This is a genomic window from Pseudomonas protegens, assembly GCF_003732485.1.
Taxonomy (GTDB): Bacteria; Pseudomonadota; Gammaproteobacteria; order Pseudomonadales; family Pseudomonadaceae; genus Aquipseudomonas; species Aquipseudomonas protegens_B.
In genome coordinates this window covers 72,784-92,669 of record NZ_MOAK01000034.1, presented here as the reverse complement: position 1 = coordinate 92,669, position 19,886 = coordinate 72,784, and the positions used below count along the sequence as shown (strand labels likewise).

The 19,886-nt window shown below is 62.2% G+C and carries 21 protein-coding genes and 1 tRNA gene; 13 read left to right on the top strand and 9 right to left on the bottom strand.

Going from position 1 to position 19,886, the window contains the following annotated elements:
- The first annotated feature begins 105 nt into the window (after positions 1 to 105).
- Together BLX41_RS06005 and BLX41_RS06000 are read left to right on the top strand one after the other, a co-directional pair.
- Positions 106 to 2,136 carry a DKNYY domain-containing protein gene (locus BLX41_RS06005; RefSeq protein ID WP_123724155.1) on the top strand — a complete coding sequence of 677 codons (2,031 nt, stop codon included), beginning with the start codon at positions 106 to 108 and terminating at the stop codon, positions 2,134 to 2,136.
- Positions 2,137 to 2,504: 368 nt separating this feature from the next.
- Complete coding sequence (locus BLX41_RS06000) at positions 2,505 to 2,825, top strand: hypothetical protein (protein WP_025128407.1); 321 nt, start codon at positions 2,505 to 2,507, stop codon at positions 2,823 to 2,825.
- 81 nt (positions 2,826 to 2,906) lie between these two features.
- Here the strand turns inward: BLX41_RS06000 and BLX41_RS05995 are convergent, their stop codons facing one another.
- The 3 genes from BLX41_RS05995 to BLX41_RS05985 form a co-directional block, all read right to left on the bottom strand.
- A complete protein-coding gene (locus BLX41_RS05995; RefSeq protein WP_123724154.1) occupies positions 2,907 to 3,317 on the bottom strand; it encodes a hypothetical protein in 411 nt (136 codons plus the stop codon).
- A 124-nt stretch (positions 3,318 to 3,441) separates the two neighbouring features.
- Positions 3,442 to 4,416 (bottom strand): alpha/beta hydrolase family protein, encoded by a 975-nt coding sequence (locus tag BLX41_RS05990; RefSeq protein WP_123724153.1) that lies wholly within the window; start codon positions 4,414 to 4,416, stop codon positions 3,442 to 3,444.
- 48 nt (positions 4,417 to 4,464) lie between these two features.
- Complete coding sequence (locus BLX41_RS05985; protein ID WP_123724152.1) at positions 4,465 to 4,794, bottom strand: hypothetical protein; 330 nt, start codon at positions 4,792 to 4,794, stop codon at positions 4,465 to 4,467.
- Positions 4,795 to 4,917: 123 nt separating this feature from the next.
- On the opposite strand from BLX41_RS05985, the gene BLX41_RS05980 reads away from it, so the two are divergent.
- The 4 genes from BLX41_RS05980 (at position 4,918) to BLX41_RS05965 (ending at position 7,638) form a co-directional block, all read left to right on the top strand.
- Complete coding sequence (locus tag BLX41_RS05980) at positions 4,918 to 5,238, top strand: isochorismate lyase (RefSeq protein WP_123724151.1); 321 nt, start codon at positions 4,918 to 4,920, stop codon at positions 5,236 to 5,238.
- Between the two features lie 109 nt (positions 5,239 to 5,347).
- Positions 5,348 to 5,932 carry a hypothetical protein gene (locus BLX41_RS05975; RefSeq protein ID WP_259744466.1) on the top strand — a complete coding sequence of 195 codons (585 nt, stop codon included), beginning with the start codon at positions 5,348 to 5,350 and terminating at the stop codon, positions 5,930 to 5,932.
- Between the two features lie 91 nt (positions 5,933 to 6,023).
- On the top strand, positions 6,024 to 7,064 hold the full coding sequence (locus BLX41_RS05970; protein WP_123724150.1) for a DMT family transporter: 1,041 nt from the start codon (positions 6,024 to 6,026) through the stop codon (positions 7,062 to 7,064).
- A 295-nt stretch (positions 7,065 to 7,359) separates the two neighbouring features.
- On the top strand, positions 7,360 to 7,638 hold the full coding sequence (locus BLX41_RS05965; protein ID WP_123724149.1) for a hypothetical protein: 279 nt from the start codon (positions 7,360 to 7,362) through the stop codon (positions 7,636 to 7,638).
- 73 nt (positions 7,639 to 7,711) lie between these two features.
- Here the strand turns inward: BLX41_RS05965 and BLX41_RS05960 are convergent, their stop codons facing one another.
- The 5 genes from BLX41_RS05960 to BLX41_RS05940 all read right to left on the bottom strand — a co-directional run bounded on the left by BLX41_RS05960 (position 7,712) and on the right by BLX41_RS05940 (position 12,927).
- On the bottom strand, positions 7,712 to 8,866 hold the full coding sequence (locus BLX41_RS05960; protein WP_123724148.1) for a Fic family protein: 1,155 nt from the start codon (positions 8,864 to 8,866) through the stop codon (positions 7,712 to 7,714).
- 321 nt (positions 8,867 to 9,187) lie between these two features.
- Positions 9,188 to 9,263, bottom strand: a tRNA-Phe gene (locus BLX41_RS05955).
- Between the two features lie 105 nt (positions 9,264 to 9,368).
- On the bottom strand, positions 9,369 to 9,641 hold the full coding sequence (locus BLX41_RS05950) for an oxidative damage protection protein (RefSeq protein ID WP_015633824.1): 273 nt from the start codon (positions 9,639 to 9,641) through the stop codon (positions 9,369 to 9,371).
- Positions 9,638 to 10,705 (bottom strand): A/G-specific adenine glycosylase, encoded by a 1,068-nt coding sequence (gene mutY / locus BLX41_RS05945; protein WP_123724147.1) that lies wholly within the window; start codon positions 10,703 to 10,705, stop codon positions 9,638 to 9,640. Before mutY ends, BLX41_RS05950 begins: the two co-directional genes overlap by 4 nt.
- Complete coding sequence (locus tag BLX41_RS05940; RefSeq protein ID WP_123724146.1) at positions 10,702 to 12,927, bottom strand: AsmA family protein; 2,226 nt, start codon at positions 12,925 to 12,927, stop codon at positions 10,702 to 10,704. Before BLX41_RS05940 ends, mutY begins: the two co-directional genes overlap by 4 nt.
- Before the next feature lie 342 nt (positions 12,928 to 13,269).
- Between BLX41_RS05940 and BLX41_RS05935 the strand changes: the two genes are divergently transcribed.
- The 7 genes from BLX41_RS05935 to BLX41_RS05905 all read left to right on the top strand — a co-directional run bounded on the left by BLX41_RS05935 (position 13,270) and on the right by BLX41_RS05905 (position 18,994).
- Positions 13,270 to 14,931, top strand: coding sequence for an OFA family MFS transporter (locus BLX41_RS05935; protein WP_123724145.1), 1,662 nt, complete (start codon positions 13,270 to 13,272; stop codon positions 14,929 to 14,931).
- Positions 14,932 to 15,123: 192 nt separating this feature from the next.
- Positions 15,124 to 15,717, top strand: coding sequence for an imidazoleglycerol-phosphate dehydratase HisB (hisB, locus tag BLX41_RS05930; protein WP_011058736.1), 594 nt, complete (start codon positions 15,124 to 15,126; stop codon positions 15,715 to 15,717).
- Positions 15,717 to 16,355 carry an imidazole glycerol phosphate synthase subunit HisH gene (gene hisH, locus BLX41_RS05925; protein WP_123724144.1) on the top strand — a complete coding sequence of 213 codons (639 nt, stop codon included), beginning with the start codon at positions 15,717 to 15,719 and terminating at the stop codon, positions 16,353 to 16,355. Before hisB ends, hisH begins: the two co-directional genes overlap by 1 nt.
- Positions 16,355 to 16,615 carry a DUF2164 domain-containing protein gene (locus BLX41_RS05920; protein WP_123724143.1) on the top strand — a complete coding sequence of 87 codons (261 nt, stop codon included), beginning with the start codon at positions 16,355 to 16,357 and terminating at the stop codon, positions 16,613 to 16,615. The genes hisH and BLX41_RS05920 overlap by 1 nt, the downstream gene beginning before the upstream one ends.
- A gap of 42 nt (positions 16,616 to 16,657) precedes the next feature.
- Positions 16,658 to 17,395, top strand: coding sequence for a 1-(5-phosphoribosyl)-5-[(5-phosphoribosylamino)methylideneamino]imidazole-4-carboxamide isomerase (hisA, locus tag BLX41_RS05915; protein WP_019093879.1), 738 nt, complete (start codon positions 16,658 to 16,660; stop codon positions 17,393 to 17,395).
- Between the two features lie 9 nt (positions 17,396 to 17,404).
- A complete protein-coding gene (hisF, locus tag BLX41_RS05910; RefSeq protein WP_015633827.1) occupies positions 17,405 to 18,175 on the top strand; it encodes an imidazole glycerol phosphate synthase subunit HisF in 771 nt (256 codons plus the stop codon).
- Positions 18,176 to 18,238: 63 nt separating this feature from the next.
- Positions 18,239 to 18,994 carry a substrate-binding periplasmic protein gene (locus BLX41_RS05905; RefSeq protein ID WP_123724142.1) on the top strand — a complete coding sequence of 252 codons (756 nt, stop codon included), beginning with the start codon at positions 18,239 to 18,241 and terminating at the stop codon, positions 18,992 to 18,994.
- A gap of 38 nt (positions 18,995 to 19,032) precedes the next feature.
- Here BLX41_RS05905 and BLX41_RS33555 read toward each other — a convergent pair.
- Positions 19,033 to 19,886: divergent polysaccharide deacetylase family protein (locus BLX41_RS33555; protein WP_185073412.1), on the bottom strand; the 854-nt coding region annotated here is incomplete at its 5' end.

Below are 19,886 nucleotides of genomic sequence, written 5' to 3'. Positions count from 1 at the left end.
CTGCTTGGGACGGGCTGATGCTCACTCGCGGTCTGGCGACGGGGCGCTTTACGCTCGCCGGGCGCCTGCTGATAATCCACCGCTCGGTCAGCTTGGGATGCAGCGATGAAGGACTTGGACATGGATTTTTCCGAGTGGGAAATGCTCGACCTTGAGTGGCATCAGGGGTTCGCCTTCGTGGAGGGCGCGCTGTTGGTGGAGGAGCGAGCCCGGGACGTCTACCTCATGCTGCAGCGTGAAGGGCGGACACCGGCTGAGCAGGCTTCTCAGGCTGCGGCCGAGCAGTTCCCGGTTTCCCCCCTGGTAGAGGGCGAACCGCTCTGGCGACATCGTGTTCATCGGCACCTGCTGCGTGATGCGCGGGCCGACTATTATGGCTTGCCCCGCTACTTCGCACGTTATGGCTACCACCCGTTGCAGGCGTTGCCGATACGCGTGTGCCGCGGGTTGCGGAGCCTGGGCCATGACCATTGGTGCGATCACCAGCGTGCCTACTTCTGTCACGACTACGGGCTGGCGGTGATCGAGGGCGCGCAACCTGATCGCTTGGCACTTCTGCACCCGGTGCCGGAGAACTGGCCTTCCTCCGCGGCGCTGTTCAGTGATGGGGCCAAGGTCTTTCTGGGCGCACGGGCAATCGCCAGCGCCGAGGACCGAGTGCGTGGCACCAACCATCCGGCTTATCAGGTGATCAACGATCAGGTCTGCCGGGGCGGTGTGCCGCTGCACCAGAAGGACGGCTCGCCGTTGCCGATAGCCCATCCGCAGGGCTTTGAGATGCTGGCCCAGCGCTGGGGCACAGACGGGCATTCGGTGATCGTCCAGGCGCAGCAAGGCTCAAGCATTGCCTACGAGTATTTCTACCGCATCGACAAGGTCGATCTGCCCACCTTCAGTGTGCTCAACGAGCGCTACGCCAAGGACGCTCAACGGGCGTACTTCCTGACCGGAAAAACCCTGCGCTATGTCGGCGACTTTCGCCTGTTGAATCGCGTTCAGTCCGTGTTCGATGCCGCCGGACGAGTCTTGAGCCGCAGTGAAACTCCGGACCCGTACGTGGCCGTGGACGACCAGTTCGTCTACTGCAATGGCACCCGCTTGCGGGGTGCCCACAGCCCGAGCTTTCGTCACCTGGGATTCAAGTACTACGCCGACGAGCACCGCGCCTACCTGTTCAACAAGCCGCTGGACGTGGATGTGCAGAGCTTTGTGGTGGCCCAGCTGGAGCGCGGTGAACACTGCCATTCGCCGGTGCTGGTGGGCGACAAGCACGGCCCTCTCGGTTCGGGTGGGGTGATCGATGACGGCATGCTGCAAGAGTGGTTGGTGTTCTTCGAGGCTCATCCGCAGCTGCAGGGCTACTGGTGGCACCGCCTGCAGGAGCGGTCCGCGTCAACTTCAACAGCGCCCGCCCTGCGCGCCATCGGCTTGGGGTTTGAGCTGGGGCATCAGGTGCACTTCCATGGTCGCGCTATCAATGGTCTGGATGCCGCCAGTTTCAAGCTGCTGGACACGCACCTGTGCGGTGACGCCAACGGCTTGTACCTGATCCCCTTTCATCGTGCCGAGACCCAGGTGCCGGAGCGATTTTCTTCAGCCTCCGTCGACCAGTACCGTGCCCTGGGCGGGCCCTACCTGACAGATGGCCAGACGGTTTTTTGCCACAGGATCTTTTACCAGGCGCCTGAGCCGCTGGGTAAGGCGGATCTGGCCAGCTTCGAGTCCTGTGGGCATGGCTGGGCCAGGGATAAGGGCGCGGTGTACTACTACAGCGAAAGAAAAAGGAACCTCGACCCGGCCCACACGTGCTTCATGGGCAGCTACGCCTTCAGCGCGACGCAGATGTTCTCTGCCGGCAAGGCGCTGGAGGTGGAGTTCAGCCCGGAAGAAGTGAAGGTTCCCCATCCGGATTTCTTGCTGTTGGGCACACGCAAGCTGTTCTGTGGCCGACGCCCGGTGAGTGCCAAACGCATCGACTTGGCCAGCCTGGAGTTTCTCGCGGACCGCTATGCTCGCGACAAACAGCGTTTTTACCAGTACGACGGCTACGCGACGCTCAGCGAAATCAGTGCCGAGCAGTATCGCCAGGCAACGACGAAGTCCCCGGCCGGGGATGCTGAAAATTTGGCTGTTTGAGCGGTAAAAAGGCTGCTGTCAACATTGACGGTGGCCTTTTTTATCGGAACTGTGACTTGTTACATGGCGTTTCATGGACAGCCCGCTGGCGAAATAGTAGCCTGCGCGCTCTTCGATAAGAGCTCTTGCGTGCCAGCGTGAGAGGAGCTAAGGAATAGCGCTGTATTGCAAGGGACTGAATGCTTGTCGGGGCTCTGAATCCGTCTTCCGCCTCTCTCCCTTGATCCCTGCGCACTAGCCCTGGTTCCTGATTGTCCGCGCCTGCCTGCGGCATGCCCGACAGTCCCGGCTCGAAGAACGAGCATTCAGGGTTCAATGGTGATCGCCCGGCCATTGGTCTCTCAAAAAAGGGCGGCAAGGAGACGCGCATGGCGTTCACTAAAATCATCTTCAAAAACCCGAACACCGGAGCCATCAAGGAAGCGCCAGTTGGTTTCTCCTGGACCGTGTTCTTCTTCGGTTTCATCCCGGCACTGTTCCGCGCCGACTGGAAATGGGCCGCCATCATGTTCCTGCTGGCCATGTTCACTTTCGGCCTGAGCAACCTGGTGTTCATGTTCATCTACAACAAGCTGTATGTACGCGACCTGATCGGCTCGGGCTTCAAGGCCCAGTCCATCGCCAGCGGCGACCTGAACTTCGCCAGCTCGCGCATCGGCATGGAAATCCCTCGGCTGGAAGCGGCCTGAGCATCACGCCAGGCTGTTTAGCTGAAACGGAAAAGGGCGCATTCATTGCTGAATGCGCCCTTTTTCATGCCCGGATGAAACTCAGCCTTCGGTGCTGAACAGTGCCTGGGATGCGGCCATGTAGTCGGCCTGGAAGGCCTCGGACTCGATCCAGGCCAGGGCCGTGGCCTCGTCGGCCTCGGTAGACCAGTTGCGGTACTCCATCAGCGCCGCAAGGATGAAGTCCGTGGCGCCCTGTTCGCCTTCTTGCTCATAGACCAGTTCCAGCAGCGGGTCCGAGAGGAAGACCGTGCACAGCGCCTGCTGGCTGGTTTTCTCGGCGTCGCGCATTTTCACGAACAGCTCGGTCAGGTCCACCGACTCGAAGTCGATGCGGCTGTCGTTGGGGTCCAGTTCCAGCTCAGAGGTGGGTGCAGTGCGCTTGGCGCGGTTTTGCTTGGCCTTGGTTTTCGCCCGCTGGGCCCTTTTGTGTTGCTTGTTCGCAGATGCCATGGGCGTCTTACCTTGATGCTTGGAGGTGTGTCGCATGGGCCGCCAGGCAGCGGCGACCTTTCAGGCGGCCAAGGATGCCAGTAAATGCCGGCCGGGGCATCTGCCACCGGGCGAGAAGGGCGGTTCAGGCGCGCGGTATTACCTGTCCCGGGCTGCGGCTGTCGAGTTCGCCATGACGCAGCCAGCCCAGGATGATGGGCCAGAGCCGCGTGTCGAAACGGCTGTGGAAGAAGGCGAAATGGCCGACCGCGGTTTCGCCGATTTCCTGTGGGGCGATGCGCAAGTGAGTGCGCGGACTGTTGCGAAAGTAAGCCAGCAGGCGTTCGATGGCCGGCACGGTGCCGAAGGGATCGTCGCTGAGGCTGATGGCGAGGATCGCTGCCGTGACTTGGGCGAAGGGCTGGCCGTTGCGCTCTCCAGCGAGCCTGCGGCCGCTGGGGCGGCCTTCATAGCGCGTGTGTGGGGTGCACCAGTCGTTGACCACGCCGGCGGGGGTGTCCTCCATCCAGCCCAGGCGCTTGCCGGGAAAGTAGCCGTAGAGGCAGGTCAGCAGGGGCATCAGCACATGCCATTTGCCCAGCATGCGCCAGCGCAGCCTGGGTTCGTAGTCGCGCCAGTAGGCGAACTGCGCGCCCATGGTGGCCACGCGGCGGATCACCCCGGCAGAGGCCGCCAGGCCCACGGCGCAGCCGCCGAAGCTGTGACCCACGACATCGATCGGCTGCTCGGGAAACTCGCGCTGGGCCCGTTGCAGCATGGCTTCGAAGTCCAGCGCCGCCCAATCCGACCAGGACGCCTTGAAGCCCTTGAGAGAGCCCGTGCGCGACTCGCCGATGCCACGGTAGTCGTAAGTCATCACGTCGAAGCCGTTGGCGAACAGATAGTCGGCGAAACGAAAATAGTAACGGCAGCGCACCGAGGTCGCGGCGTTGATGATCACTACCGGCCGCGCCGGATCGGCTTGCGGGTGGCGCCAGGCAAAGCCACCGATCAGGTAACCGTCCGCCGCCGGTTCGCTGAAGGTTTCGCTGGGGCCGGGCGCCGGCGGGGCAGTGGCGGGGCGGGCGGCAGGCAGGTCGGGTGCGGACAGCAGGGACATGGACGGTTGTTCCTTGGCAGCTGCAATTGGCCGGAGCGGCATCCGGCGTCAGCGAGGTTTTTGTTGTGTGCCCATTAATACCCGCGCGATCCATAGCGCGGCAACTGCCAGTGCGCCGAGCAGGAGCGTGCCGGTGCCCTGCCAGAGCAACTCGATATAGAACTGGGTGGGCTGCAGGGCCTGGCTGTAGGCGCGTTTTGGCCCGACGCGGTTACTGGTGACGATCTGCCCATCCAGCAGGGCTGTCACCAGGGTCCAGCCCAGCAGCGCGGTCAGCGCCAGCAGCACGGCGCCGATCAGTACAAATGCCCAGGCCCCGCTACCGGCTTTGCCGGGCTTGGGATGGGGAAGGGGAGTTCGGGTTCGCTTCTGGTTCACGGGGGGCAGTTCCCTTGCGGCCGAATGGGCGGATGTCGGCAACTTTACTCCCGTGCACAGCCATGGGAATAATCCGGACCCGGCCCAGGCCGGGTATCCCTAGTCGTCAATGGAGCCTTGAGCATGGAAGTGAAAAATCAGATGAGCCCGGAACAATGCCAGGGCATGGAAGACATCCGCCGGGAAATCGACACCCTGGATCGGGCGGTTGTCGCGCTGCTGGGGGCTCGTTTCAAGTACGTGCTGGCGGCGTCGAAGTTCAAGACTTCGGCGGCTACTGTGCGGGCCGAAGAGCGCTTCCGGGCGATGCTCGCCACCCGCCGTGAATGGGCACAGGCCGAAGGCTTGAGCGCGGATGCCATCGAGAAGCTGTACAGCGATCTGGTGCAGCATTTTATCGCCGAGGAGATGAAGCATTGGCGGGCGGCGCAGGCGCCTGCCTGAGGCTGATTGCCGACGTTCAGTGCTGATCGGATCTGCTGCTGATGGCGGCTAGTGCCCATGATCGGCGCGGGTATGCTGGCGGCCTTTTTTCTAGGGATCAGGAACGACAATGATGCAATTTCGCTCATGGACAGGGTTGGCGCTGGCGGCGCTATTGGCAGCGACCGGGCAGGCACAGGCGAGCGAGCCGTCCTCGGTGTATCTGCGTTGCAGCATGACGCCCGAGCAATACGCCAAAGCCATGGCCGCGCCGCCACGCCCGGCGCTCTCCTACAACGATTGGCAGAAGTGGTTCGACAGCAAGGACATGTACGGCTCGGCGCGGGTCGATGCCCAGTCGCTGGAGGACTCCGGTGCGAAGAGCCTGCAGGAAGTGGCGCAGATGTGGGCGGGGGCGGGTGGCACTTCTCACTACGACCCGCAGACAGGGCGTTGGCAGTTTGCCTTGCTGCAGTTCACTGAAAACTACGGCGAGATGATCCAGTTGCTGGCGCCACTGCGCAGCGTCGCCCCTTACTGCCAGCCCGGCTCCGACAGTTTCCTGTTGATCTACTCCTACATCTGGGGCGATGGCGACAACGCCTACCTGACCCTCAACAAGCAGCGCAGCCGATTTGCCGTCAAACCCACCAAGGCACAACGTGCCGAGGCCGATGCGGCGCTCAAGGTGTTGATGGATGCCGCTTCGGGGTGAAGCGGTTGCGTCGCTCCGGTTCACGGCATTTCTACATGGGCAGGGTCATCATGTTCAGCGTCTTGCAATGGGCCTGTAGGGTGATCCGACCATGAACTTGAGTGTTCTCCATGCGCTGGCAGCTGCCGCCTTGTTCGGCGCCAGTACGCCGCTGGCCAAGCTGTTGGGCATGAATGTTCCACCGATGCTCCTGGCCGGGTTGTTGTATCTGGGCAGTGGTATTGGCCTGGTCATTGTTCGTTTCGCTCGGGATCGAGGTTGGCAACGTACGGGGCTGACGGCGCGCGAGTGGCCCTGGCTGCTGGGAGCGATCCTGTTTGGCGGTGTGCTGGCGCCGGTCGCGCTGATGTTCGGCCTGACGCGGACCGCGGGCGCCAGCGCTGCGTTGCTGCTCAATCTGGAGTCGGTGCTCACCGCGGTGCTGGCGTGGCTGGTGTTCAAGGAGAACGCCGATCGGCGGATCGTCATCGGCATGCTCGCGATCGTGTTGGGTGGAGTCGTCCTGTCGTGGCCGCAGCAGCACGCCGCTACTGATGACTGGCTGGGGCCGCTGGCCGTGGCCTTCGCCTGCCTGTGCTGGGCCATCGATAACAACCTGACCCGCAAGGTCTCGGCCTCCGATGCGCTGTTCATCGCCGGCAGCAAGGGGTTGGTGGCAGGTGTGGTCAATACCGGCCTGGCCGTGCTCATTGGCGCGCAACTGCCTGCCGTTACCACACTGGGGCCGATACTCCTGGTGGGTTTTTTGGGCTACGGCGTCAGCCTGGTGTTGTTCGTCCTGGCCCTGCGTGGGCTGGGCAGTGCGCGCACCGGAGCCTACTTCTCCACGGCGCCCTTTCTTGGCGCGGCGCTGTCGATTCTGATCCTGGGCGAGTCGGTTTCCCTGTGGTTCCTGGTGGCGGCGGCACTGATGGCCATCGGCGTCTGGATTCACCTGATGGAAAACCACGCTCACGAACATCAGCATGAGCCCCTCGCGCACAACCATCGCCACCGGCATGACGAGCACCACCGGCATGAACACGGCTTTGAGTGGGATGGCTCAGAGCCCCACAGCCATCCCCACGAGCACGCACCGATTCGGCATAGCCATGCGCACTTCCCCGATATTCATCATCGGCACAGGCACTGAGTGGGCGGGTTACTTTCAGTCACCAGGTGAGGGCTTGCGCTGATCCAGCCTGCTCTTTACTCTGCGCCGGTCGCTGCCAAATCAGCGGCCGGGTGTAGGAGCCCGAGAGTCGCACCGTGCACAGGCGCCCAGCTTTTCTTGGGCGCTTCTTGCTGCCCTGTGTTTTATGGCGGCTGTGCGCGGGCACGCTTCGGCGTGGCCGGGTTGTGCGACCGGTCTCCTACCCCGCGTACAGCTGCCACCCAGCTTGTAGGAGAGCTTGGGGGGAGCTTCCCTAACGCACGGAGCTACACCAATGAACGGATATATCCCTCTTCAGCACACGCCAGCGGACAACCCCGTCCTGCTGATCAATCCCCATGCGCCGCTGGTCGATCTTCTGGCCTGCGCCGATCAGCGCATACGCGCCCTTCACAAACTGATGAACAGCCTGTCCTGCATGACCGCGCAAACGGCTGATGCCAGCGACCTGTTCCAGATCGCCGACATCGCCTCGCTGCTGCTCGGTGATGGCGTGGCCCTGCTCGATGTGGCCCAGGGGCAGGCGATGGAGCGGGCGGATAGGGCCTTCTGATTGGCGCAGGCGGTGCGCCAGCGCGCCCAGGATCAGTTTGATTCTGGGCGCCCTTGGAGAGCCCGAGAGAGTGTTATGGCGCCTCAAGCGGTGCCGGTATGAACCCTTGCTCTCGAAGCGCCTTGATCATTCCTCTGATGAGGTAGCTGTTGGAGAAACCGATGGTGTATTGCCGGGCGTTGGCGCTGATGGGCAATAGCATGCCCTGGTCCACCAGTTTCTTTATTTGATAGGTCCTTTGTCCGGCAGTCAGCTTGGGCAGTGCCTGGGCGATGTCGCTCGACTTAACAACGCCTGACTTGATCGCTGTGGTCAGTACTGTTTCTTCCGCTGCAGTGATCCATTGTCGATCCCGAGCAAAGGTAATGGCAGGAGCCAGGATGTGCCGGGTCAGGTAGCGATAGTCGGTGAGGCGATTGACCTTTTCCAGGTCGTCCCTAATGCCCTCTAGAACGTAAGTGCACCAGGCCTCCAGCCCGGCCTTGGTTCCTTGGTCCGCGGTGGCGAGCATGGCGTAGTAACGTTCCCGATCATTGAAGAAAACAGCGGTAGGGTTGAGTACACGGCCACCCGTATCGACGTTGAAGCCATATTTCATCAGCTGTGCATAAGTCAGGAGGCGCACCACGCGGCCATTGCCGTTGCCAAATGGGTGAATCCAACCAAACCGGTGATGGGTCAAGGCCACTTTCATCAGGTCATATTTGGGTAGGTCCTCCCGATTGACGAACTCCACCAGCTCTTGCATGTAGCTGGGCACCATCAGGGCATCAGGAGGTAGGTGGGCGGCCTGAGCGATCTGTACTTCGCCCTGGCGATACGCTCCAGGCGTCTTATCGCCCTCTCGCTCCAGGTCCTGGACGGTCATCGCGTGCAGCTCTCTGATGGTGAGCTCGGTGATTGGTGTTCCCGGGCCAATGGTTTGCTCGATGTAATCCATGGCTTTTTCGATGTTCGCCACTTCGCGTAACGGGTCGGTGTCCTGGGCTGTGCCTTCCACCTTGCTCTCGATGTAGTCGGCAAGCGTTGTGTGGTTGCCCTCGATGCGCGCCGAACCCAGGCTTTCCAGGATGTGGAAGATCGTTTTCAACTGATAGAAGACCGCAGGAGGCGTATCGCCTTCCAATCGCAAGCGCCGAAGGTGCTCAAGCTCGCTCAGCACGTCCACCAGAGGGGAGTCGAAGGATGGGTTTAGCAGCTCAAGATCGTGATGGAAGAATGCAGGCATTGTGCAAACATCTCGAAAGCCGAAAAAATTATCTATGATTTTTTTGCCATAGGCCCTGTTCTATAGGGGTTCTGCTCGAATATCAAAAGATGATTATCTCAAAATGGTACTTCACTTAAGTGAACGCTTGAGAAAAAGCGAGGCGTGATGCGCTGTGTGGGTGGCGTGATGGTCGCGCAGCGGCTTGGTTGTGCAGGAAAGAAGGCCGGGGTGTCGAGCAGGGGGGAAGGGAAGGGCTGAATTGCAGGCAACAAAAAACCCGCACTAGGCGGGTTTTCTGGTTGCTTTCACGTGATGTAAACACCACCTGAAAGCTGAAGGTGGTGCCCAGAGACGGAATCGAACCGCCGACACGGGGATTTTCAATCCCCTGCTCTACCGACTGAGCTATCTGGGCAACGGGGCGCATTAAACGGGTTTTTCAGGGGGGCGTCAAGCAAGTTTTGAAAAAAATGTTTAATTATTACCGTCGCTTACGTTCCACCCCCGATTTGCAACGGGTTTACTCAGCCGGTGGTACGTAGCCGTCGGCCTTGGCGTATTCCTCGCCGGAGAAAAACTTGTCCATCTCGCCCTGCAGATATTTGCGGTCTTCGGCATTCATCATGTTCAGGCGCTTTTCGTTGATCAGCAGGGTCTGGTGTTTCTGCCAGTCAGCCCAGGCCTTGGCCGAAACGTGTTCGAAAATATCCTGGCCTTTGGCGCCCGGGTACGGGGGGCGTTCCAGGCCCGGCAGTTCTTCCTGGTATTTGCGGCACATTACGGTGCGGGTCATGACGACTCTCCTGCATTCAAGACTTCGGCCGCGCGTTTGAGCAGTGTTTTCACCGGGGCGGCAAGGCCCAGGCGCGGCGGGGTGGCGAGGTTATACCAGAGCCAGTCGGCCTCGGCGACGTGCAGCGCCGACTCTTCGACCCGGACCAGCCAGGGCTCGATGGCCAATTGGAAGTGGCTGAAGGTGTGCACCAGGCCGGGCATCTGCTGTTGCTGGCCCAGCTCCAGGGAGTGCTGCAGGGCCAGGTGCGGGATATCGTCCAGGCCATCCAGTTCCGGCAGGCTCCACAACCCGCCCCAGAGGCCGCTGGAGGGGCGTCGGTAGAGCAGGATGGCGCCTTCGCGGTTGGCCAGCAACGGCATCAGGGTGCGCTTCTGCGGCACCTCCTTGCGCGGCTTGGGAATCGGGTAGCGGGTTTCCAGGCCGAGCATGTGGGCTTCGCAGCCGCGCTCCAGGGGGCACAGCAGGCAGCTGGGCTTGCTTCGGGTACAGAGGGTCGCCCCCAGGTCCATCATCGCCTGGGTGTAGTGGTTGACCCGGCTGTGGGGCGTGAAGCGTTCCGCGGCGGCCCACAACTGCTTGGCCACCTTGGGTTCCCCCGGGTAGCCCTCCTGGGCGGTGAAGCGGGCCAGCACCCGCTTGACGTTGCCGTCGAGGATCGGCGCCCGCAGGCCCATGCTGATGCTGGCGATGGCGCCGGCGGTGGACAGGCCGATGCCCGGCAGCTCGGTGAGTTTTTCCACATCCCGGGGAAACTCGCCGCCGTATTCGGCCATGACGATCTTCGCGGTCTTTTGCAGGTTGCGCGCCCGGGTGTAGTAGCCCAGGCCGGTCCACAGGTGCAGCACTTCGTCTTCCGGGGCTTCGGCCAGGGCCTGCACCGTGGGCAGCGAGGCCATGAAGCGGTCGAAGTAGTTGAGCACGGTGCTGACCTGGGTCTGTTGCAGCATGATCTCCGAGACCCACACCCGATACGGGTTGATGTCCTGCTGCCAGGGCAGGTCATGGCGGCCGTGGCGGTCGTACCAGTCCAGCACCGCCGGTGCAAAGGCCTCGGCTCTCATCGTTTGAACAGCCCCTTGAGCGCGTTTTTCAGTTCCGGGCTGACCTTGTCACCCAGTTTCTCGTCGATCTTCTGTTGCAGTCGGTCACCGGCCAGCTTGGCGGCTACCTGGCCCAGGCCGTCCTTGTCCAAACGGCAGGCCTTGGCCCCCAGCTCCAGCGGGCCGCGGCAGCGCAGTGGCAGTTCAACGCCGGTAAAGCGTTCGCCGACCTGGCAGGCCGGGTCCGGGTTATCGCTGAGGTCGCCCTCGACGACGATGCCGACCCGGTAGTCCATGCCCAGCACCCGCAGGTCGATATCACCATTGCCGTTGACGGTCATGCCGGGGATGCGCACTTTCAGGTCCGGGTTGCTGGCCACGCCGTTGCGAAATGTCAGGTTGCCCTTGAGTTCCTGGAACGGTGTGTCCTTGCCCCGAGGCGTGCTGCTGAGGTTCTTGCGGTTGAGCACGGCGATGCCCTGGCACAGTTGCTGTTCGATGTTGGCGTTGAGCAGCACGCCGTTGTTGATGACGAAGCTGGCAGTACCGTTGAGGCTGTCGATCAGCGCCTTCTGGTTGTTGCCGCTGCCGCTGAGGTTGCTGTTCAGAGTCACCAGGCCTTTGACCGGAGGGTTCTGGCCCTGGCTTTCGAGGATGCGTTCCACCGGCACCCGGTTGATCTTGGTCTGCAGGCTCAACTGCGGTGTGCTCTGGCGCACATCGAGATTGCCATTGGCCTCGAAACTGCCGTTGTACAGCTCGCCGCGCAGGCTGGAAAGCTTGAGCAGGCCGCCCTGGCCGCTGGCCTTGAGCGCGGCGTTCTGGATCGGCAGCTTGTCCAGGGTCAACTGGCCAAAACTCAGGTCGGCATCGACGTCGAGTTTGCTCAGGCGTTCCACTGGCAGCAGCTTGTCGGTGCTCCAGGCGCCCTTGGTCGGGGCGTTGGGCAGCGGCGTGGTGCCGGCGCCGGCCATGGCATCGGCTTCGCTGCTCTGCACTTCGGCCTTGCGCGCCGTGGCGGCGCTGTTGGCTGCGGCGGACTTGGGCGGCAGGTAGCGGTCGACATTGAAGGTGTCGGCCTTGAGCTGGGCCCGCAGGGATTGCTTGTCGAAGTCCTCGATGGCCAGGCGGCCGCTGAAGGTGCTGTCGTCGAGCTTCAGGTTCAGGTCTTCCAGGGCCAGGCTGCTGGGTGTGCCTTGCAGGCGGCTGACCAGCTCGACCTTGCTCAGGCTGCCTTCGGCCATGGCCGGCAGGGTCTGGCCGATGCTGTCGACGAATTTCGCCAGGTCGAACTGGGCAATGGAGATGCCCCCACTGATCTGCGGGGTCTTGTCCAGGTCGTTGACCTTGAGTTCGCCCAGGGCGCGCAGCTGGTTGAGGGACACTTTCAGGCCGGTCCACTGGCCGACGTTGGCGGCCTTGTCCAGCAACAGCTGGCCCTGGGCAGCGAAGGTCAGGGTCTTGCCTTGCAGCGGATCGCCGGTGGCCTCGCCGGACAGGCGCATGTCTTCGAACTGGTAGCGCTGCAGGGCGCGATCGAAGCGCAGCTCACCATTGAGCTCGGTGCGCACACGCACCGCGGGCTGGCTGCTGGCCAGGAACGCGGTGAGCTTGACCGGGGTGTTGGTGGCTTCGTGAATCGGCCCGGTGCTCAGTTGGATGCTTTCGGCGGTGAACTGCTTGCCGGTCTGCTCATCGTTGTACTCAACCCGGGCGTTGTTCACGGTCAGGCTGTCGATGTCCAGGCGGATCGGTTGCGAGGGCTTGTCCGTGCCGACGCTGGGCTGGCCCGATTCACCGGTGCTGGTAGCCGGGGTTTCGGCCTGCTTGTCGGTGGGAGCGGCCTTGCCGATGTCCTGCCAGTTGCCGTGACCGTCCTTGCTGCGGTTCAGGCGCAGGTTGAGGCCTTCGACCCGCACATCGCTCATCTGCACTTCACGGCGCAGCAGCGGCAATACCCGGACCGACAGGCCAAGCATCTGCAGGTCGGCAAAAGGTTGGGTCGGGTTGGCCAGGGTGGCCACGCCGGCGTCGTGCAGTTCCAGGCCGAGCCAGGGGAACAGGCTCCAGCCGATGTCGCCATTGAGCGTCAGCTCGATGTGGGCCTTGTCGCGGGCAATCTGGCGAATCTCTTCTTTGTAGTCGTTGGGATCAAACAGGTGGGTCAGGGCGAAGCCCAGAGCCACGATGATCAGCAACAGCCCGAGAATTACCAGACCCAGGATTTTGCCGAACGCTTTCATGGGCGAGTCCTTGTATGTCGAATTCAAAATTTAGCGAGGGAGTATAACGCTCTGAACCTGACGACTGGTCACCCATTGCAGTTAGAGGTTTTTTCGTTGTGGTGACCATTTTTTTGCCAGCGGCCTGGCCTTCGGACAAAGCAGTCGCGGGAAAAAAGGTAATGTCAGTTTGGTTTTTTAGTTTGTCGCAAATGGTAACCTCTCGCGGTTCGTCCGTCCTTGTGCGACTTAATGTCGCGCCTGCCCAAAGGGAGCTTTACTCATAAAACGACCGCGCCCTCGTGCCAAGGTCGCCGCAGGGGAGTGGCCGATGAACAATTCTAATAATTGGGGGAAATATCCATGAGCTCTAGCAACGCGGCGGCCAGTCCGTCTGCTCAGCCAGCGTTCTTGTCCAAAGAACGCATCATTGCCAAGCCCGGTTTCAACCGTTGGCTGGTCCCACCGGCCGCTCTGGCCATTCACCTGTGCATCGGCATGGCCTACGGCTTCTCGGTGTTCTGGCTACCGCTGTCCAAGGCGCTGGGCATCAGTGCGCCAGTGGCGTGTGCGCCGGGCATGGGCTTTATCGAGCAGGTTTTCTCGTCCCAGTGTGACTGGCCGATCTCCATGCTCGGTTGGATCTACACCCTGTTCTTCATCTTCCTGGGCTGCTCGGCAGCGATCTGGGGCGGCTGGCTGGAGCATGCCGGGCCGCGCAAGGCTGGGGTGGTTTCAGCGCTGTGCTGGTGCGGCGGCCTGCTGATCTCGGCGCTGGGGGTCTATACCCACCAGATCTGGCTGATGTGGATCGGCTCCGGGGTCATCGGCGGCATTGGCCTGGGCCTGGGCTACATTTCCCCGGTGTCGACCCTGATCAAGTGGTTTCCGGACAAGCGCGGCATGGCCACCGGCATGGCGATCATGGGTTTCGGCGGTGGCGCCATGGTCGGCGCGCCCCTGGCGGCAGCCCTGATGAGCCATTTCGCCACGCCTACCAGTGTCGGCGTGTGGCAGAGCTTTTTGGTGATGGCCGCGATCTATTTCGTGTTCATGATCGGCGGCGCCCTGGCCTATCGGGTTCCGCCGACCGGCTGGAAGCCTGAAGGCTGGAATGCGCCGGCGAAGAAAGCCGCCAATGCGATGATCACCCACCGCCATGTGCACGTGAACGTGGCCTGGAAGACTCCGCAGTTCCGCCTGGTGTGGCTGGTGCTGTGCCTCAACGTATCGGCCGGTATCGGCATCCTCGGCATGGCCTCGCCGCTGCTGCAGGAAGTGTTTGCCGGCAAGCTGCTGGGCAATGGCCTGACCTTCAGCCAGTTGGATGCCGGGCAACTGGCGCAGATCGCCGCGATTGCCGCCGGCTTCACCGGTCTGTTGAGTCTGTTCAACATCGGCGGGCGGTTCTTCTGGGCGTCGTTCTCCGACTACCTGGGTCGCAAGAACACCTACTTCGTGTTCTTCGCCCTGGGCTTTGCGCTCTATGCGCTGATTCCGAACCTCGGCCACCTGGGCAACATCGCCCTGTTCGTGGCGGCGTTCTGCATCATCCTGTCGATGTACGGCGGTGGTTTCGCCACGGTGCCGGCCTACCTGGCGGACCTGTTCGGTACTCAGATGGTAGGCGCGATCCACGGTCGCCTGCTGACTGCCTGGGCGGCGGCGGGCGTACTGGGCCCGGTGCTGGTGAACTACCTGCGTGAGTATCAGCTGAGTATCGGCGTCGAACGCGCCGCGGCTTATGACATCACCCTGTACATCCTCGCCGGCCTGCTGGTGCTGGGCTTCCTGTGCAACCTGCTGGTGCGCCCGGTGGCCGACAAGTACTTCATGACCGACGAGCAACTGGCGGCCGAGCAGGCCCTGGGCCACGACAAGGGCGCTGACAGCAGCGTCGTGCTGGAGTGGAAAGCTTCTTCCGCCAGCCAGCCGCTGGTGATCGCTGCCTGGCTGGCCGTGGGCATTCCCCTGGCGTGGGGCGTGTGGGTCACCCTGCAGAAGACCGCAGTGCTGTTCCATTAAGGGCTCCGCCGGCCAGCCAGCTCCTACATAGGAGCCGGCTTGCCGGCGAGCGCATCACCGCTTGTCATGACAGGTACAGCCCCGCAGCCATTGGCTGGCACCCGTCAGGATATTGTCCTTCGTGTTTCTGTTTGGCCGCCGTCGGGCCTATACTATTCGCCTTTTTCGCCCAATGATTTTGCGGAGCTGGTGATGGCCGAACGTAAGGCATCTGTCGAGCGCGACACTCTGGAAACCCAGATCAAAGCCTCGATCAACCTGGATGGCACCGGAAAGGCCCGATTCGATATCGGCGTGCCCTTCCTTGAGCACATGCTGGACCAGATCGCCCGGCACGGGCTGATCGACCTGGACATCGAAAGCAAGGGCGACCTGCATATCGACGACCACCACACCGTGGAGGATGTCGGTATCACCCTTGGCCAGGCGTTCAGCAAGGCCATCGGCGACAAGAAGGGCATCCGTCGCTACGGTCACGCCTATGTGCCGCTGGATGAAGCCCTGTCCCGCGTGGTAATCGACTTCTCCGGCCGTCCCGGCCTGCAGATGCACGTACCCTTCACCCGCGCCACTGTCGGCGGTTTCGACGTTGACCTGTTCCAGGAATTCTTCCAGGGCTTCGTCAACCACGCCAACGTGACCCTGCATATCGATACCTTGCGCGGTACCAACACTCACCACCAGATCGAGACGGTGTTCAAGGCCTTCGGCCGTGCACTGCGCATGGCGGTGGAGCTGGACGAGCGCATGGCCGGCCAGATGCCGTCCACCAAGGGCGTGCTGTAATGCAGACCGTCGCCGTTATCGACTACGGCATGGGCAACCTGCACTCGGTGGCCAAGGCCCTGGAGCACGTGGGCGCCGGCAAGGTGTTGATCACCAGTGATGCCAACGTGATTCGCGAAGCCGACCGGGTGGTGTTTCCCGGCGTTGGCGCCATTCGCGATTGCATGGCCGAGATCCGTCGCCTGGGCTTCGACGCCCTGGTGCGCGAAGTCAGCCAGGATCGTCCTTTCCTCGGCATCTGCGTGGGCATGCAAGCCTTGCTCGACCACAGCGAAGAAAACGAGGGCGTTGACTGCATCGGCCTGTTTCCCGGCCAGGTGAAGTTCTTCGGCAAGGGCCTGATCGAGGACGGCGAGCACCTGAAGGTGCCGCACATGGGCTGGAACGAAGTGAAGCAGGCGGTGGACCATCCGCTGTGGCACAACATTGCGGACCTGGCGCGCTTCTACTTCGTGCACAGCTACTACATCAATGCCGGCAATGCCCGGCAGGTGGTAGGCAGCGGTCACTATGGCGTGGACTTCGCCGCAGCGCTGGCCGACGGCTCGCGTTTCGCCGTGCAGTTCCACCCGGAGAAGAGCCATACCCACGGCCTGCAGTTGCTGCAGAACTTCGCTGCCTGGGACGGTCGCTGGTAATGGCGATCAAGAAGTCCAAGCCGCCGATCCTGACCCTCACTACCGAGCAGGAGAGTGAGGCGACGCACAAGATCAAGCGCTTCATGGAGGACCGCTTCGAGCTCGACCTGGGCTCGTTCGAGGCGGCGGAAATTCTTGAGCTGTTTACCCGTGAAATTGCTCCGCACTATTACAACCGGGCGATTTTCGATGTGCAGACGCACCTCAAGGAGAGGTTCGAGAGCATCGAAAGCGACCTGTGGGCGCTCGAGAAAAATTGATTTTCGAGTGAAGCTGAACAATCGAATTTGAAGGTTTGCCAGATGCTGATTATTCCCGCTATCGATCTTAAAGACGGTGCCTGTGTACGTCTGCGCCAGGGCCGCATGGAAGATTCCACGGTGTTCTCCGACGACCCGGTGAGCATGGCTGCCAAGTGGGTTGAAGGCGGTTGCCGTCGTCTGCATCTGGTGGACCTGAACGGTGCCTTCGAAGGCCAGCCGGTGAACGGCGAGGTGGTTACCGCGATCGCCAAGCGTTACCCGAACCTGCCGATCCAGATCGGTGGCGGCATCCGTTCCCTGGAAACCATCGAACACTATGTGAAGGCCGGCGTGAGCTACGTGATCATCGGCACCAAGGCGGTCAAGGAGCCAGAGTTCGTTGCCCAGGCTTGCCGCGCTTTCCCGGGCAAGGTCATCGTTGGCCTGGACGCCAAGGATGGCTTCGTCGCCACCGACGGCTGGGCTGAAGTCAGCAGCGTGCAAGTGATCGACCTGGCCAAGCGTTTCGAAGCCGACGGCGTGTCCGCCATCGTTTATACCGACATCGCCAAAGACGGCATGATGCAGGGCTGCAACGTGCCGTTCACCGCAGCCCTGGCGGCGGCCACCAAGATCCCGGTGATCGCTTCCGGCGGTATCCACAACCTGGGCGACATCAAGGCCCTGCTGGATGCCAAGGCTCCAGGAATCATCGGCGCCATTACTGGCCGCGCGATCTATGAAGGCACCCTCGATGTTGCAGAAGCCCAGGCTTTCTGCGATTCGTACCAAGGCTGAGGACTCGCCATGGCACTGGCCAAACGCATCATCCCTTGCCTGGACGTGGACAACGGCCGGGTGGTCAAGGGCGTCAAGTTCGAGAACATCCGTGACGCCGGCGATCCGGTGGAAATCGCTCGTCGCTACGATGAGCAGGGCGCCGACGAGATCACCTTCCTCGACATCACCGCCAGCGTCGATGGACGCGATACCACCCTGCATACCGTCGAGCGCATGGCCAGCCAGGTGTTCATTCCGCTGACCGTGGGCGGTGGTGTGCGCACCGTGCAGGACATCCGCAACCTGCTCAATGCCGGCGCGGACAAGGTTTCGATCAACACCGCAGCAGTGTTCAATCCCGAGTTCGTCGGCGAAGCGGCGCAGCACTTTGGTTCCCAGTGCATCGTGGTCGCCATCGACGCGAAGAAAGTCTCCGGCCCGGGCGAAACCCCGCGCTGGGAGATCTTCACCCATGGCGGGCGCAAGCCCACCGGGCTGGACGCAGTGGAGTGGGCGAAGAAGATGGAAGGCCTGGGTGCCGGCGAAATTCTCCTGACCAGCATGGATCAGGACGGCATGAAAAACGGCTTCGACCTGGGCGTGACCCGGGCCATCAGCGATGCTTTGGGGATTCCGGTGATCGCTTCCGGCGGCGTCGGCAACCTCCAGCACCTGGCCGACGGCATCATTGAAGGCCATGCGAGCGCAGTGCTGGCGGCGAGCATTTTCCACTTCGGCGAATACACGGTTCCCGAGGCCAAGGCCTATATGGCTCAGCGCGGGATTGTTGTGCGGTAGCCACTGGACAGCATGGCGTGCTCGCGGCACTCTTGAGCACGCCATGGATTCTGGTAACCCGTCATGTTCAAACGTCTTCTTGTGGTTGTCGCCAGCGCTGCGCTGCTCCTGGGCAGCCTGGCCCGCGCCGCTGAAACCGCCGACACCTCCCTGGTGCTGCTGACGGAAAACTTCCCCCCCTACAACATGGCCAAGAACGGCAAGAACTTCGCTCAAGGTGAGAATATCGATGGTATTGCCGTGGATATCGTCCGCGAAATGTTCAAGCGTGCCGGGGTCAATTACAGCCTGACCCTGCGTTTCCCCTGGGAGCGCATCTACAAGATGGCCTTGGAGCAACCGGGCTATGGCGTGTTCGTCATGGCGCGTCTGCCGGACCGCGAACCGCTGTTCAAGTGGGTCGGCCCCATTGGCCCGGATGACTGGATCATGCTGGCCAAGGCCGGCAGCAAGATCACCCTCGAATCCCTGGAGCAGGCGCGCAAATACAAGATCGGCGCCTATAAGGGCGATGCCATTGCCGAGACCCTGACCAAGCAGGGTCTGGCACCCCAGGTGGTGCTGCGGGACCAGGACAATGCCAAGAAGCTGGTGGCGGGTCAGATCGACCTCTGGGCCACCGGCGACCCGGCCGGACGTTACCTGGCCAAGCAGGAAGGCATCACCGGCCTCAAGACGGTGCTGCGCTTCAATAGCGCCGAGCTGTACCTGGCCCTGAACAAGGACGTGCCTGACGAGGTAGTGGCCAAGCTGCAGGCCGCCCTGGAGCAGATGCGCAAAGAGGGAATGGTGGAAGAGATCATGGGGCGGTATCTGTAGGCGCTTCGCTGGCAAGCCAGCTCCTACGGCGAAGGGCTTTAGCGATAAACCCCATTCTTGCCATGCCCGGCCATGGCCTGGTTGCTGCGCAGACTGATCATCGACTTGATATCGATCCACTCGATGCCCTGGGCCTTGAGCTTGGGCAGTTCGCGCTCGAGCACCGCCAGGGTCTGGGGATAGGGATGGCCGATCATCACCGCCGAACCCTGTTTGCGCGCCAGCTTGATTGCCGTCTGCAACTGTTGGGCAATTGCTGCCTCGGTGCGCTCGTCATCCAGGAATACATCCCGGGAAACACTGGCCAGGCCGATCTTCTGTGCCTCGGCGGCGGCGACTGTCTGGGCGCTGGTGCGACTGTCGACGAAGAACTTGTGTCGCCGTTGCAAGTCGGCCATCAGCCAGGCCATGGCCTGGGGCTGGGCGGTCATGCGGCTGCCCATGTGGTTGTTGATGCCGCTGGTGTAGGGCACGGCCTGGAAGGCGGCTTCCAGGCGTTTTTGCAGCTCTTCGATGGGCAACTCGGGGTGCCAGGCAAACGGCCCGGTGGCCGGGTCCATGGGCATGTGCAGGATGACGATCTTGCCGGCGCGATGGGCCTCGCGGGCGAATTCGGCAGCGTGGGGCGTGTCGGGCATGATCGCCGTGGTTACCGGACCGGGCAGGGCCAGTACGCGGCGGTCACGGGGCAGGTTCTGGCCGAGGTCGTCGATGATCAGGCTCAGGTAGGCCTTGGGCGCAGCGGCTGTGGGTTCGGCGGCTTGGGTCGCAAGGGGCAAGAGGCACAGCAGGGTGAGCAGCGGGGCCTGGAGCGAGCGCAACAGCAGTGAGCAGCGGGAAATCATGGGGATAGGAATCAGGCCTTTAGGGGAATGGGCGCCCTGGCGGGCGC

Coding starts and splice junctions, on each gene's coding strand:
- BLX41_RS06005 (WP_123724155.1), top strand. CDS start 106: ATGAAGGACTTGGACATGGATTTTTCCGAGTGGGAAATGCTCGACCTT.
- BLX41_RS06000 (WP_025128407.1), top strand. CDS start 2,505: ATGGCGTTCACTAAAATCATCTTCAAAAACCCGAACACCGGAGCCATC.
- BLX41_RS05995 (WP_123724154.1), bottom strand. CDS start 3,317: ATGGCATCTGCGAACAAGCAACACAAAAGGGCCCAGCGGGCGAAAACC.
- BLX41_RS05990 (WP_123724153.1), bottom strand. CDS start 4,416: ATGTCCCTGCTGTCCGCACCCGACCTGCCTGCCGCCCGCCCCGCCACT.
- BLX41_RS05980 (WP_123724151.1), top strand. CDS start 4,918: ATGGAAGTGAAAAATCAGATGAGCCCGGAACAATGCCAGGGCATGGAA.
- BLX41_RS05975 (WP_259744466.1), top strand. CDS start 5,348: ATGATGCAATTTCGCTCATGGACAGGGTTGGCGCTGGCGGCGCTATTG.
- BLX41_RS05970 (WP_123724150.1), top strand. CDS start 6,024: ATGAACTTGAGTGTTCTCCATGCGCTGGCAGCTGCCGCCTTGTTCGGC.
- BLX41_RS05965 (WP_123724149.1), top strand. CDS start 7,360: ATGAACGGATATATCCCTCTTCAGCACACGCCAGCGGACAACCCCGTC.
- BLX41_RS05960 (WP_123724148.1), bottom strand. CDS start 8,866: ATGCCTGCATTCTTCCATCACGATCTTGAGCTGCTAAACCCATCCTTC.
- BLX41_RS05950 (WP_015633824.1), bottom strand. CDS start 9,641: ATGACCCGCACCGTAATGTGCCGCAAATACCAGGAAGAACTGCCGGGC.
- mutY (WP_123724147.1), bottom strand. CDS start 10,705: ATGAGAGCCGAGGCCTTTGCACCGGCGGTGCTGGACTGGTACGACCGC.
- BLX41_RS05940 (WP_123724146.1), bottom strand. CDS start 12,927: ATGAAAGCGTTCGGCAAAATCCTGGGTCTGGTAATTCTCGGGCTGTTG.
- BLX41_RS05935 (WP_123724145.1), top strand. CDS start 13,270: ATGAGCTCTAGCAACGCGGCGGCCAGTCCGTCTGCTCAGCCAGCGTTC.
- hisB (WP_011058736.1), top strand. CDS start 15,124: ATGGCCGAACGTAAGGCATCTGTCGAGCGCGACACTCTGGAAACCCAG.
- hisH (WP_123724144.1), top strand. CDS start 15,717: ATGCAGACCGTCGCCGTTATCGACTACGGCATGGGCAACCTGCACTCG.
- BLX41_RS05920 (WP_123724143.1), top strand. CDS start 16,355: ATGGCGATCAAGAAGTCCAAGCCGCCGATCCTGACCCTCACTACCGAG.
- hisA (WP_019093879.1), top strand. CDS start 16,658: ATGCTGATTATTCCCGCTATCGATCTTAAAGACGGTGCCTGTGTACGT.
- hisF (WP_015633827.1), top strand. CDS start 17,405: ATGGCACTGGCCAAACGCATCATCCCTTGCCTGGACGTGGACAACGGC.
- BLX41_RS05905 (WP_123724142.1), top strand. CDS start 18,239: ATGTTCAAACGTCTTCTTGTGGTTGTCGCCAGCGCTGCGCTGCTCCTG.